This is a genomic window from Burkholderia sp. AU33423 (assembly GCF_002223135.1).
Taxonomy (GTDB): Bacteria; Pseudomonadota; Gammaproteobacteria; order Burkholderiales; family Burkholderiaceae; genus Burkholderia; species Burkholderia lata_D.
The window spans coordinates 164,892-177,183 of sequence record NZ_NKFH01000003.1; the positions used below are offsets into that span (position 1 = coordinate 164,892).

The 12,292-nt window shown below is 67.4% G+C and carries 11 protein-coding genes; 8 read left to right on the forward strand and 3 right to left on the reverse strand.

Going from position 1 to position 12,292, the window contains the following annotated elements:
• The first annotated feature begins 122 nt into the window (after window positions 1-122).
• Window positions 123-1,043, forward strand: a complete 921-nt coding sequence (locus CFB50_RS02335; RefSeq protein ID WP_089444861.1) for a LysR family transcriptional regulator — start codon at window positions 123-125, stop codon at window positions 1,041-1,043.
• Window positions 1,044-1,166: 123 nt separating this feature from the next.
• On the opposite strand, the gene CFB50_RS02340 is transcribed toward CFB50_RS02335, so the two are convergent.
• The gene (locus CFB50_RS02340; RefSeq protein ID WP_089444862.1) at window positions 1,167-3,335 is read right to left on the reverse strand and encodes a M1 family metallopeptidase; all 2,169 of its coding nucleotides are present in this window, start codon (window positions 3,333-3,335) and stop codon (window positions 1,167-1,169) included.
• Window positions 3,336-3,978: 643 nt separating this feature from the next.
• On the opposite strand from CFB50_RS02340, the gene CFB50_RS02350 reads away from it, so the two are divergent.
• From CFB50_RS02350 to CFB50_RS02365, 4 genes are all read left to right on the forward strand, one after another.
• Window positions 3,979-4,473, forward strand: coding sequence for an LEA type 2 family protein (locus CFB50_RS02350; protein WP_089444863.1), 495 nt, complete (start codon window positions 3,979-3,981; stop codon window positions 4,471-4,473).
• A 153-nt stretch (window positions 4,474-4,626) separates the two neighbouring features.
• Entirely contained in the window at window positions 4,627-4,959 is a 333-nt protein-coding gene (locus tag CFB50_RS02355; protein WP_069247007.1) for a YegP family protein, read from the forward strand.
• A gap of 137 nt (window positions 4,960-5,096) precedes the next feature.
• Window positions 5,097-6,230, forward strand: a complete 1,134-nt coding sequence (locus tag CFB50_RS02360; protein ID WP_089444864.1) for a methyltransferase — start codon at window positions 5,097-5,099, stop codon at window positions 6,228-6,230.
• An 89-nt stretch (window positions 6,231-6,319) separates the two neighbouring features.
• Window positions 6,320-7,210, forward strand: coding sequence for a class I SAM-dependent methyltransferase (locus tag CFB50_RS02365; protein ID WP_089444891.1), 891 nt, complete (start codon window positions 6,320-6,322; stop codon window positions 7,208-7,210).
• A gap of 63 nt (window positions 7,211-7,273) precedes the next feature.
• Here the strand turns inward: CFB50_RS02365 and CFB50_RS02370 are convergent, their stop codons facing one another.
• Together CFB50_RS02370 and CFB50_RS02375 are read right to left on the reverse strand one after the other, a co-directional pair.
• Window positions 7,274-7,846 (reverse strand): DUF1415 domain-containing protein, encoded by a 573-nt coding sequence (locus CFB50_RS02370; protein ID WP_089444865.1) that lies wholly within the window; start codon window positions 7,844-7,846, stop codon window positions 7,274-7,276.
• 55 nt (window positions 7,847-7,901) lie between these two features.
• Window positions 7,902-8,522, reverse strand: coding sequence for a TetR/AcrR family transcriptional regulator (locus CFB50_RS02375; protein ID WP_069247011.1), 621 nt, complete (start codon window positions 8,520-8,522; stop codon window positions 7,902-7,904).
• 219 nt (window positions 8,523-8,741) lie between these two features.
• Here CFB50_RS02375 and CFB50_RS02380 point away from each other — a divergent pair, with 219 nt between their 5' ends.
• From CFB50_RS02380 to CFB50_RS02390, 3 genes are all read left to right on the forward strand, one after another.
• Window positions 8,742-10,025 (forward strand): MFS transporter, encoded by a 1,284-nt coding sequence (locus CFB50_RS02380; RefSeq protein ID WP_089444866.1) that lies wholly within the window; start codon window positions 8,742-8,744, stop codon window positions 10,023-10,025.
• A 164-nt stretch (window positions 10,026-10,189) separates the two neighbouring features.
• A complete protein-coding gene (locus CFB50_RS02385) occupies window positions 10,190-10,795 on the forward strand; it encodes a nitroreductase family protein (RefSeq protein WP_069247013.1) in 606 nt (201 codons plus the stop codon).
• A gap of 187 nt (window positions 10,796-10,982) precedes the next feature.
• The gene (locus tag CFB50_RS02390; protein WP_089444867.1) at window positions 10,983-12,233 is read left to right on the forward strand and encodes an Hsp70 family protein; all 1,251 of its coding nucleotides are present in this window, start codon (window positions 10,983-10,985) and stop codon (window positions 12,231-12,233) included.
• The last annotated feature ends 59 nt before the right edge of the window (window positions 12,234-12,292 follow it).

The following is a 12,292-nucleotide window of genomic DNA, read 5'->3' on the forward strand; positions in this document are numbered from 1 at the left end:
GGGCGGTGCGCGCAGCGGGTGAAAAGGATGCATGCAGTCTAGTCGGCCCGGTTTGACGCGGAAACGCGCAAAGGCGGATGATTGCTTTGCGCTAAACGCATAGCCAACTCCGAAGGCACCGAATGGACGATTTCCTTTCCCCGCATCTGGCGCTGTTCGTCGACGTGGTCGACCAGCAGAGCTTCTCGGCGGCCGCGCGCCGGCTGGGTGTCGCCGCGTCGTCGGTCACGCGGCGCATCGACCGGCTCGAGACGCAACTGGGCATCCGCCTCCTGCATCGCACTACCCACGCGCTGCGGCCGACCGAGGCCGGGCAATTGCTGTACGGGCGCGCGACGCGGATGCTGGCCGAGCTGCGCGGCCTGCAGGAAGACCTGCACAGCCAGCACGAAGAGCCAAGCGGGCTGCTGCGCGTCGACTGCCCGGCACCGTTCGGCCGCCGGCACCTGATGGCCGCGCTGGCTGCTTTCATGCAGCGCCATCCGGCGCTGCAGGTCGACCTGGTGCTGACCGACAGCATGGTCGACCTGCAGGGCGCGCGGCTCGGCTCCGACGTCGATCTCGCGGTGCGTATCGGCCCGCTCGAGGACACGCGCTTCGTCGCGACCGTGCTGGCGCCGCAGCGGCGCGTGCTGTGCGCGAGCGCGGCGTATCTCGCGCGGCGTGGCGAACCCGAGTCGCCCGACGCGCTCGCCGGCCACGACTGCCTCGCCTGGCACGGTGCGCCGCCGCCGGGCGCGTGGCGCTTCGGCGAGCGCCGCCACGTGCCGGCGCAGCCGCGGTTTCGCAGCAATCATTCGGAAGCGTTGCTCGAAGCCGCGATCGACGGGCTCGGTCTCGCGCACCTGCCGACCTGGCTCGCGGGCGACGCGCTGCGCGACGGACGCTTGCGCGCGGTGCTGCCGCAGTTCGCGGCGGCGCCCGAGCCGGCGACGATCCACGTGTTGCGCCAGCAGGCGCGCGGCACCGCGCGCGCGTCGCGGCTCGTTGCGTTTCTCGCGACGTGGTTCGCGCAGCCGGCGTGGGATGCCGCGTGGGCATGACGGTGGGCGGGTGCCCGTGCGGAAAGAAAAAAGGGCCTCGCATGCGAGGCCCGTCAAAGGTCGGAGAAACCGGTACGCCGGCCGGCAGCCGCAGGCTGCGCGGCGCCGGCCGGATGCGCACCGTTACTGCGTCAGTACCTTGCGCGGCTTGAAGATGCCCTGGTAGTGCAGTGCCGGGCGTTCCTTCGTCACCGGCTCGAGGCCGCCGAAGGTCGGCGTCTGGCGCAGCTTCATCGCGGCCGGCGAAGCGACCGAACCGATCGACGTCGAGCGCGATGCCGGCGCGAGGTTGTTCGCGACGAGCAGTGCGGCCTCGCTCTTCAGGTTCGCGAGCAGGACCGGATCGGTCGAGCCGTTGACCTGCGTGAGCAGCCCGCTCCAGGCCGCGTCGCTGTAGTTCACGACGTAGTAGTCGAGCCCGCTCGGGTCGGCGACCACGCCCGTGCAGCCGTCGACGCGCGTCTGCGTCTGCGTATCCTTCAGCGCGAGCGTCGTGCGTTTCGCGAGACCCTGGCCGTACGCGAGCGTGATCGGCACCGTCCATTGCAGGCCCGGATACGCGTTCTTGTTCGGGAACGGCTGCTGTTTCAGCGTGATGACCGTCTGGTTCTTCGTCAGGTCGCACTGCGTGTCGAGCGAGATCAGCGGCACGCCGGTCTGGCGGACGTAGCTGTCGCCGATCGCACCGATCGACTGGCCGCTTTCCTTCGACAGTGCATCCCACAGACGCTTCGGCGTACCGTTGCCGAACGAGTAGTCGACCAGGTACTGCTGGAGACCCTTGCGCAGCGTCTGTTCGCCGAGATAGTTCTCGAGCGTCTTCAGCACGTGGCCGCCCTTGTCGTACGTGAACGCGCTCGCGCTCAGCACGAAGTCGTTCGACGCCCAGCCGTTGAAGTTCGGTGCGACCGGGAACGCGTTCGGGCCGATGTCACGATTGATCACGCGGTACTTGTTCTTCACCTGGTCGAGCCAGCTGAACTCGTTGGGGAAGAACTGGATCGTCGTCTTCGTCTCGAAGAACGTCGCGAACGACTCGTTGAGCCACACGTTGTCCCACCAGTCGGTCGTGACCAGATCGCCGAACCACTGGTGCGCGACTTCGTGCGTCAGCACTTCGTTGCCGTAGTGCGACATCGGCTGGCCCGGCTGCGGCAGGATGTCGTCGGCGAACTCGAGGATCGATCCCCAGTTCTCCATCCCGCCGAAGTTCAGGTCCTTCTGCTCCTTGAACGCGTCGTTCGCGGCCACCGTGTCGAACTTCGTGAGCGGCAGTGCGATGCCCGTATAGCGGTAGTAGAAGTCGAGCGCCTGCTTGGTGCGGTCCATTGCCGGCTTCGCCCAGTCGCTCATGCCCGGCGGCGTGAACACGCGCAGGTGCAGGCCGCCCTTGCCGCCCGGCAGCGGGCTCGAGAAGTCGTCCTCGTAGGTGTCGAACAGGCCGCCGCCGAAGAACAGCAGGTACGACGGCATCGGCGGGGTCTTCTCGAACTGCACGAGCTTGTAGCCGCCGCCGACGTTGGTCGACGGCTTCTCGGCCGCGTTCGACACGACCCGCCAGCTTTGCGGCACTTCGGCCGTCACTTCATAGGTCGGGCGGAATGCCGGCTCGTCCCAGCCGGGGAACCACTGGCGCGACAGGTTGGTTTCGCCCTGGGTGAGGATCGCGCCGCTCGTCTTGCCGTCGGTGCCCTTCAGGTCGACGCGGAAGACGCCTTCCGCGGCCGAGCAGCCCGGATACGGATCGTCGCCGCAGCTGCCGCCGGTCTTCGTGACCGGATCGTCATACGACTTGAAGTTGATGATGCCTGTCCACTCCATGTGCAGCGAATAGTTGCCCGGCGAGATCGTGCCGCTCACGGGGCGCAACTGGTAGAAGTCGCCCTTGTCCTGCGGCGTCGCGATCAGCTGGATGTTGCCCGGCTGCAGCGTGATGCGGCCGTTCGTGAACTTGATCCGGTGGCCGGCGATCACGATGTTGTTGACCGGCTTCAGCACCTTGATCTCGACGTCGGCACGGCCGTCGAACGCGTTCAGCGCGTCGTTCGGGCGGAACCACAGCCGGTAGTTCACGGGTACCACGGTGTCCGGCAACTCGACAGGCGAGACGCTCTTGTCGACGTTGGAGGCGCTCGGCGGCGCGGTGACGGTGGGCGACGAGCCCGAGTGCGGCGCGCCGGCGGAGCTGAGCGCGGAAGCCGAGCCCACGCCGCCGTCGTCGCCGCCGCACCCGGCTAGCGCGAGCGCGGCGACGATCGGCAGATAACGCATCTTGCGAATGTTGATCGACATGACTGAAACCTCGATTGTTGAAAGAATCGTTCAGTGCTGCGAAAACGCCGGCAAAGACAATCCCCTCGCCGTTAATCAACAGCGATGAAAATGCCAATGACGGATTATTCGAAAAGACGGCGGCCGACTACGTGAAGGTAATCATGGTTTACTGCCCCCTCTGGATTTCCGGATGTCGGTTAACTTGCCGGTTCAAAATGGCCGGGCGCGTGTTGTACTGAATTGATTTCGCACGCACGACACGGAGCCGCACGCCCTGGGCGGGCGCGCTTTCCCCTTTGAACAGACGACCTACGGGGCTGGCCGGGCCTCGTCGCAGGATGGCAGGAAGGCATGTCGCCGTTCCGTAAAATCACCGTCATGCGGCTTCAAGGTTTGTCGGCTTGCTCGAAGGATGCGTAAATATACTTGATGGTTTTAGGTAAAGGAAACGAAAAATTTAGAAATTGCATCTATTGAATTCGCCGTGCTCGATTGAATGCTGGAAGGCATTAATGCGCTTTCTGTTTCGCTGTTATCTTCGTAGTTTTAATCTATTAACGATCTCGCGGGACTGCGAAAACTACGAAACCCGGCGTACCGGGGCGTGCTCGGTACAATGCAGCGACGATCCGCTCACCGATTGCCGCGAGGAGGTTTTCCCATGCCACGAACCCTGTTCCGTATCGCGCCGCTGCGCGCCATGCTGCTGCTGTTCGTCGCCGTGCTCCTGCTCGGCGGTTGTGCGGGGCTGACGCGCGACCCGGTGCGCGTGACGGTCGTCGGGCTCGACCCGCTCGTCGGGCAGGGCCTCGAGATGCGTTTCAGCCTGAAGCTGCGCGTGCAGAACCCGAACGATGCGCCGATCGACTACGACGGCATCTCGGTTGCACTCGACCTGAACGGCGCGCCGTTCGCGGGCGGCGTCAGCGATCGCTCGGGCACCGTGCCGCGCTTCGGCGAGGCCGTGCTCGACGTGCCGGTTTCCGTGTCGGCCTTCGCCGCTGCGCGGCAGGCGTGGAACCTGCCCGGCGCGGCCGCGAACGGCGAGCTGCCGTATGCGCTGCGCGGCCGGCTCGCGGGCGGCGTGCTCGGCACCGTGCACTTCAACGACGCGGGCACGCTGCGCCTGCCCGCGATGCCGGGGTGGGGCGGATAGCATGCGTGGTTGCGGGCAATGTCGCGCAAACGTCACGCAAAATTGACCATTTGACGCTCTTCAACATTCATTCTGGCGTCATGTCGATTTTTGCCGATGCGGCACGTAGACTCGCTGGTGTCCGAGGGCCGGACAATTTTCCGGGAGAAATACATGGCGGCAAAATTCGAAATCATGAAAGCCACGAACGGTCAGTACTACTTCCACCTGAAGTCGGCGAATGGCGAGATCATCCTCGCGAGCGAGCGGTACGAAGAGAAAGGCGGCGCGAGAAACGGGATCGCGTCCGTGCGTGAAAATGCACCACGGGACGAGCGTTACGAGCGGAAGCTCGCCCGCAACGGCGAACCCATGTTCAACCTGAAGGCCGCGAATCACCAGGTCATCGGTACGAGCGAAACCTATACGAGCGTACAAGGGCGCGAGAACGGCATTGCAGCCGTCAAGCGCGACGCGCCGGTTGCCGAAGCCTTCGACCTGACCTGATCGCCGGTTGCACCGCCGCGAGCGCCTTCGGGGCACGCGTTGCGGTGCCTGTTTTGCCGGGTCGGGCAAAGCGCGGTATGGTGTGGTCCGCGCGGTGAATTCTCGCCGCCGTTGAAGCCAACCGTAACCGAGTTCGCGTGACCGATTTCCCCGTTTTCCACTGGACCGACGCCGACGGCGCCGATCATGCCGTGCGCTGGCGCTCCGAAGCCGGCGTGCAACCGCCGAAGCGCGCGGTGCCCGCCGACGACCGCCTCACCGCCGACGCGGCCTACCGTCTTGCCTGCGAGGGCACCGCGCTCGTCTGGCAGGGTGATTTCCAGAATGCGCGCCAGCTCGTGCAGGCGATGGCGCGCCGTGTCGAGCGCAAGCCGAAGAAGGCGAAAGCCGCGGCCGGCGTCGACGCATTCAACCTGCATCGTCTCGCGCAGTCGCAGCGCGCCCGCACGCTCGGCATGCTGCTGATCCCGCTCGATGCCGACTACACGATCCCGCTGCGCCGCGCGCCCGACGTGCGCGCCGCATGCGAAGAGGCGTACGGGCCCGGCGGCGCGCCGTCGGTCGTGTCGTTGCGCGAACTGCTCGGCCTCGTCGGTGCGCACGAATGGCGCAAGAAAGGGGTGCCGATCCCGGCGCTCGGCGGTGCGCCGATCCACCCGCACTACGGCGTGTTCTCGCCGGTGCGCGGCGAATACGTCGAACTCGTCGCGCGCGCGCCGCTGCCGGCGACGTCGCTCGCGTTCGACATCGGCACCGGCACCGGCGTGCTGGCAGCCGTGCTTGCGTCGCGCGGCGTCGAGCGTGTCGTCGCGACCGACCAGGATCCGCGCGCGCTCGCCTGTGCGCGAGAGAACGTCGAACGGCTGGGCCACGCGGATCGCGTCGAAGTCGTCGAGGCGGATCTGTTCCCGGCCGGCCGTGCGCCGCTGGTGGTCTGCAACCCGCCGTGGGTGCCGGCCCGGCCGAGCGCACCGATCGAATACGCGGTCTACGATCCGGACAGCCGCATGCTGCGTGGCTTCCTCGCGGGGCTCGCCGCGCACCTCGAGCCGGGCGGCGAAGGCTGGCTGATCCTGTCCGATTTCGCCGAGCATCTCGGCCTGCGGCCGCGCGACACGCTGCTGCAATGGATCGACGCAGCGGGCCTCGTCGTGCTCGGCCGCGACGACATCCGCCCCGCGCACCCGAAGGCGATGGATGCCGACGATCCGCTGCACGCGGCACGCCAGGCCGAGGTCACGTCGCTCTGGCGGCTCGGCGCACGAGCCTGACCGCGTATTTTCGGTAAACTATCGCCAATCCTCACGAATTCCCGCCGCCGGGCCGTGGTCGACCGACCGTGGCCCGGCGGCGCTTCACGATGTCGAACAAGACCCACGAAATCCGCCCGGAGCAGTCCGTCGAGCTGCTGAAGGAACTGCACATCCTCACCCGCGACGGGAAGCTGAACCAGGACAGCCGCCGCAAGCTGAAGCAGGTCTATCACCTGTTCCAGTTCATCGAGCCGCTGCTCGCCGGCGTGCAGGCCGAGCGTGGCAGCGTGACGCTCGTCGATCACGGCGCCGGCAAGTCGTATCTGGGCTTCATCCTGTACGACCTGTTCTTCAAGCAGCAGCCGGGGCACGGCACGCCGGCGTTCGCGTCGCACGTATACGGGATCGAGACCCGCGAGGAACTCGTCACGCGCTCGGCCGAGCTTGCCGCGCGGCTCGGGTTCGGCGGGATGTCGTTCCTGAACCTGTCGGTCGCCGATTCGATCACGTCGCCGAAACTGCCTGAAACGGTCGACGTCGTCACCGCGCTGCACGCGTGCGACACGGCGACCGACGACGCGATCCGCTTCGCGCTCGCGAAGCGCGCGCAGCACATCGTGCTGGTGCCGTGCTGTCAGGCGGAAGTCGCGGGCGTGCTGCGCAAGAACAAGGGCAAGTCGCTCGCGAACGCGCTGACGGAAGTGTGGCGGCATCCGCTGCACACGCGCGAATTCGGCAGCCAGATCACCAACGTGCTGCGCTGCCTGCAGCTCGAAGCGCACGGCTACCAGGTCAGCGTGACCGAGCTGGTCGGCTGGGAGCATTCGATGAAGAACGAGCTGATCATCGCGCAATACAAGAACCTGCCGCGCCGCCGGCCCGGCGAGCGGTTGAACGAGATCCTCGGGATGTTCGGGCTTGCCGAGCTGAACGAACGCTTCTTCGTGCCGGAAGCCGCGGCCGCGGGCGGCGAGGCCGCCGAACCGGCCGCCGGCTGACCTGCGGGCGGGCGCGTCGCGCCCGGCGCACCGGGCGGCGCACGTTGCACGGCGCCCGTCGCGTCAGACGTCGTCGCCCGGCCGGCGCATCCATTCGCGCCAGCCGTCATGGCCGAGGCGCCGCAGCGTTTCCTGATTCTTTTCGTAGATCGCGGACGCGTCCGGGAACGCGTCGACCGCGCGCGCGATGCTGTCCTCGCGCAGCAGGTGCAGGATCGGATACGGCGCGCGGTTCGTGTAGTTCTCGATGTCGTCGGGCTCGCTGCCCTCGAACCGGTAGTCCGGATGGAAGCTCGCGATCTGCAGTACGCCGTCGAGCCGCAATTGCCGCACCAGCCGGTCGGCAAAGAACAGCGCATCGTTGTAGTCGACGAAATCGGCGAACGCATGCGGGAAGATCAAGAGCGTCGTGTCGACCTGCTGCGGGTCCGCCGCGTCGAGCGCGCGCAGCTCCGTTTCGAGTTCGGCGAGCGCGTCTTCCAGCGTCGTCGCTTCGCTGATCGCGTAGCGCACCTGTTCCTTCACATAGACGCTTTTCGCGAACGGGCACAGATTGAGCCCGATCACCGCCCGCGCGAGCCAGTGCCGCGTGGCGGCGAGGATGTCGTCGTGCGATTCGGGGCGGGTGTCGGTCATCGTGAAACCAGTCGGGCGGAAGGGCGGCGAGGGCCGCATTGTAGCGGGCGCGCCGTCACGCGCAGGCGGCCTCGATCAACTGCGTGACGAGCGCGGGCGCGACGCCGATCGGCGTTTCGCCGTGCCGGTAGGTCTGGCTTGCCGCGTAGATGCCTTCGATCACCAGCGCGAGCGAGTCGGCGAGCGCCTGCGGCTGCCGCGCGCCGGCATCTTCGCACAGTGCGACAAGTCGCTTCATCAGCTGTTCCTTGTTCTGCGCGACGCGCTCGCGCGCCGGGTGCGACGCATCCGGGAATTCGGCCGCGACGTTGACGAACGGGCAGCCGCGGTAATCCTTCTGCGTCGCGCGCTCGGCGAGATCGACGAAATACTGGATCAGTTGCGCTTTCGGCTGGCCCGGGTGCTTCGCGACGCTCGTGTTGAAGCGGTCGAAGAAACACGCATCCATCCGCTCCAGGTACGCGAGGATCAGCTCGTCCTTCGACGAGAACTGCCGATACAGGCTCATCTTGTTGACGCCCGCCCGCTCCACGACCGCCTCGACGCCCACCGTCCGGACGCCTTCCTTGTAAAACAGCTCCTCGGCGGCGCGCAGCAGGTGCTCCTGCGCGGTGGCGCCGTCAATCGGCCGGCGCGTGCGGCGCGGCAGCGGTTTGGCGATCTCGATGCCCGACATGATGACCCTCGACTGCATATTGGATTGCTTGACATGTTACCGATTGGTCACTACGATCGCAACACACTTGTGACCGGTCGGTAACAATGCCGGTCGGATCAACAGACAAATGCCAAGCGTCGGCCCGGGTCAGCCGATGCAGCGTGCGGCGGAGGTGGCCTGGCAGGGCGAGCGGCGCGGGTGCGGAGGCACCGGAGCCGCCAACTGGAGATTGCGAAGATGAACTGGGCGGTGACACGAATCAGCGGGCGCTTCCACTACGGATGGCTCGCGGCGGCGGTGGTATTCCTGATCCTGCTGGCGGCGGCCGGCACGCGCGCGACGCCGAGCGTGCTGATGGTGCCGCTCGAACGCGAGCTCGGCTGGAGCCGCGCGGCGATTTCGCTGGCAATCTCGGTGAATATCGCGCTGTACGGCCTGACGGGCCCGTTCGCGGCTGCCGCGATGCAGCGCTTCGGGCTGCGTCCGACCATTCTCACCGCGCTCGTGACGATGAGCGCGGGCGTCGCGCTGTCGTCGATGATGACGCAGAGCTGGCAGATGGTGGTGATCTGGGGCCTGATGGTCGGCTGCTCGACGGGCGTGGTCGCGCTGACGCTGTCCGCGACCTTCGTCACGCGCTGGTTCCATGCGCGGCGCGGCCTCGTGATGGGGATCCTGACCGCAAGCACGGCCACCGGCCAGCTCGTATTCCTGCCGATGCTCGCGGCGATCGCGCAGCGTCATGGTTGGCGGCCGGTCGTGCTGGTCGTCGCGGTCGCGACCGCGATCGTGATTCCGCTGGTCGCATTCCTGTTGCCCGAACGGCCGGCCGACGTGCAGCTGCGCCCGTACGGCGAGCCGGCCGATGCGCCGCCCGCGCCCGAGGCGTCGAAGGAGAACCCGCTCGCGGTCGCGTTCCGTACGCTGCTGACGGCGAGCCGTTCGCGCGATTTCTGGCTGCTGTTCTTCAGTTTCTTCATTTGCGGCGCGAGCACCAACGGCTACGTCGGCACGCACCTGATCGCGATGTGCAGCGACTACGGGATGACGGAAGTGCAGGGCGCGTCGCTGCTCGCGGCGATGGGCGTGTTCGACCTGTTCGGCACGACGCTGTCGGGCTGGCTGTCCGACCGTTACGACAACCGCGTGCTGCTGTTCTGGTACTACGGGCTGCGCGGGCTGTCGCTGATCTACCTGCCGCACGCGTTCGGGATCGATTTCTTCGGGCTGCCGCTGTTCGCGATGTTCTACGGGCTCGACTGGATCGCGACCGTGCCGCCGACCGTGCGCCTCGCGACCGACGTGTTCGGCAAGGCCGCGGCTCCCGTCGTGTTCGGCTGGATCGTCGCCGGCCACCAGCTCGGCGCGGCGTTCGCGGCGCTCGGCGCGGGGCTGCTGCGCGCGAGCCTCGGCACCTATACGATCGCGTCGATGATCTCGGGCGGGCTGTGCATCATCGGCGCGCTGATCGTGCTGCGGATCAACCGCGGCTCGTCCCGCGCGGCCGCGCAGGCGGCCTGAGCGCGGCCATTCGATCGCCCGGCCGGCCGCGCGGCGGATGGCCGGGCAATGCACGCACGGCGATTTGCTTAGCGCGGGAGGATCGGGCGCGCATCGGCTCAAGCGGGTATGCTTGCGGTTCGCGAGGCGTTCGCGCCCCTTCATCGATGTCAGCGAGGAACCGCATGTCCGTCAAACCTGCTCCCACCACTGTTTCGATTCACGATCTGATCGCGGGCCGCTGGAGCCCGCGCGCGTATTCGGATGAAGCCGTCAGCGCCGGCGATCTGCACGCGGTGCTCGAAGCCGCCCGCTGGGCGCCGTCTGCCTACAACGCGCAGCCGTGGCGCTTCATCGTATTCGACCGCAAGCAGGACGAAGACGCATTCAAACGCGCGTTCGCGACGCTGGTGCCGTTCAACCAGGGCTGGAATGCGCCGGCGCCCGTGCTGATCGCGGTGACCGCGCACACGCTCACGCCGAAGGGTGAACCGGCTCCCACCGCGCTGTACGACGCGGGCGCCGCCGCGATGTCGCTGGTGCTGCAGGCGCACGCGCTGGGCCTGGCTGCCCACCAGATGAGCGGCTTCGATGCGAAGGCGTTCCGCGATGCGTTCGCGATTCCGGCCGACGTCGCGATTCCGTCGATCATCTCGCTCGGTCACTACGGCAACGTCGACAAGCTCGATCCGGTGCTGCGCGATCGCGAGAAGGCGCCGCGCACGCGCCATGCGATCGGCGAGGTCGTCTATGCGGGCGCGTGGAAGAAGGGTTTCGACGCGGCAGCCTGACCTGCCTGGCGGACGGGCTGCATCGCGCATCCCGCCCGCATGTTTCCCCGGCGCGCCAGGCCGCGCGCCGTCACGCCGAGGCCCGTTGCGCGGCACCGGTGGCCGGCCCCGGTTGTGATCCCGCGGGCTTCATGTTAAAAAGCCCGTCCTTTCCGTTTTCGCGCCGGCCCTGCTGCGGCAACTTCCCATGACTTACTGCGCGATCGATTTCGGCACGTCCAATTCCGCCGTGGCGCTGCCCGACGGCGACGGCATGCGCCTCGCGCCCGTCGAGGGCGACCACCTGACGCTGCCCACCGCGATCTTCTTCAACAACGACGAAGAGACGGTCGAATACGGCCGTGCGGCGCTGGCTTCCTATATCGACGGTTTCGACGGCCGGCTGATGCGCTCGATGAAGAGCATCCTCGGCTCGCCGCTCGCGGAAACGACGACCGATCTCGGCGACGGCAGCGCGATCGCGTACACCGAAATCATCGCGCGCTTCCTGACGCACCTGAAGCGCAAGGCCGAAGCCCGCGCGGGCGCGCCGATCGGCCGTGCGGTGCTCGGCCGGCCGGTATTCTTCGTCGACGACGATCCGCGCGCCGACCGCCTCGCCCAGGACCAGCTCGAGGCCGCCGCGCGATCGGTCGGCTTCACGGACGTGCAATTCCAGTACGAACCGATCGCGGCCGCGTTCGACTACGAGTCGCGCCAGCAGGCGGAGCGCCTTGTGCTCGTCGCCGACATCGGCGGCGGCACGTCCGACTTCTCGCTGGTGCGCGTCGGGCCTGAACGGATGACGCGGCTCGAGCGCAAGGACGACGTGCTGGCCCACCACGGCGTGCACGTCGCGGGCACCGATTACGACCGGCGCGTCGAGCTGGCGGCGATCCTGCCCGCATTCGGCTACCGTTCGCTCGACCCCGAAGGTCGCGAGCTGCCGAACAAGATCTACTTCGATCTCGCCACCTGGCACCTGATCAACACGGTCTACACGCCGAAGCGGCTCGGCGAGCTGAAGCTGATGAAGCACCTGTACCGGGAGGTGCAGCAGTACGACCGGCTCACGAGCGTGGTCGAGCAGCGGCTCGGGCATGCGCTGATGGCGCGTGCGGAAGAAGCGAAAATCGGCGTCGCGGCGGGCGGGGAGACGATGATCGACCTGAACGACGTGGAAGAGGATCTGCAGATCGCGTTCGATGCCGACCGGCTCGTCGACGCGAGCCGCGACGACACCGCACGCATCGTCGACGCCGCGCGCGAGACGGTGCGGCTGGCGGGCGTGGCGCCGCGCGATGTCGGCGCCCTGTATTTCACCGGCGGCTCGACGGGGCTCGCGTTCCTGTCGGGCGCGCTGGCGGGTGCGTTCCCGGATGCGCAACCGGTGTTCGGCGACCGCCTCGCGAGTGTCGCGACGGGCCTTGGCATTCACGCGCAGCGATTGTTCGGTTGATTGTGGGCGGCTGAAAGGCCGCCAAGCCGGTCGACCGGCGCCGAAAAACAAAAAGCCCC

Bases quoted from the DNA above. Each gene is read 5' to 3' on its own strand.
- CFB50_RS02335 (WP_089444861.1), top strand. From the start codon at position 123: ATGGACGATTTCCTTTCCCCGCATCTGGCGCTGTTCGTCGACGTGGTC.
- CFB50_RS02350 (WP_089444863.1), top strand. From the start codon at position 3,979: ATGCCACGAACCCTGTTCCGTATCGCGCCGCTGCGCGCCATGCTGCTG.
- CFB50_RS02340 (WP_089444862.1), bottom strand. From the start codon at position 3,335: ATGTCGATCAACATTCGCAAGATGCGTTATCTGCCGATCGTCGCCGCG.
- CFB50_RS02380 (WP_089444866.1), top strand. From the start codon at position 8,742: ATGAACTGGGCGGTGACACGAATCAGCGGGCGCTTCCACTACGGATGG.
- CFB50_RS02375 (WP_069247011.1), bottom strand. From the start codon at position 8,522: ATGTCGGGCATCGAGATCGCCAAACCGCTGCCGCGCCGCACGCGCCGG.
- CFB50_RS02385 (WP_069247013.1), top strand. From the start codon at position 10,190: ATGTCCGTCAAACCTGCTCCCACCACTGTTTCGATTCACGATCTGATC.
- CFB50_RS02390 (WP_089444867.1), top strand. From the start codon at position 10,983: ATGACTTACTGCGCGATCGATTTCGGCACGTCCAATTCCGCCGTGGCG.
- CFB50_RS02370 (WP_089444865.1), bottom strand. From the start codon at position 7,846: ATGACCGACACCCGCCCCGAATCGCACGACGACATCCTCGCCGCCACG.
- CFB50_RS02365 (WP_089444891.1), top strand. From the start codon at position 6,320: ATGTCGAACAAGACCCACGAAATCCGCCCGGAGCAGTCCGTCGAGCTG.
- CFB50_RS02355 (WP_069247007.1), top strand. From the start codon at position 4,627: ATGGCGGCAAAATTCGAAATCATGAAAGCCACGAACGGTCAGTACTAC.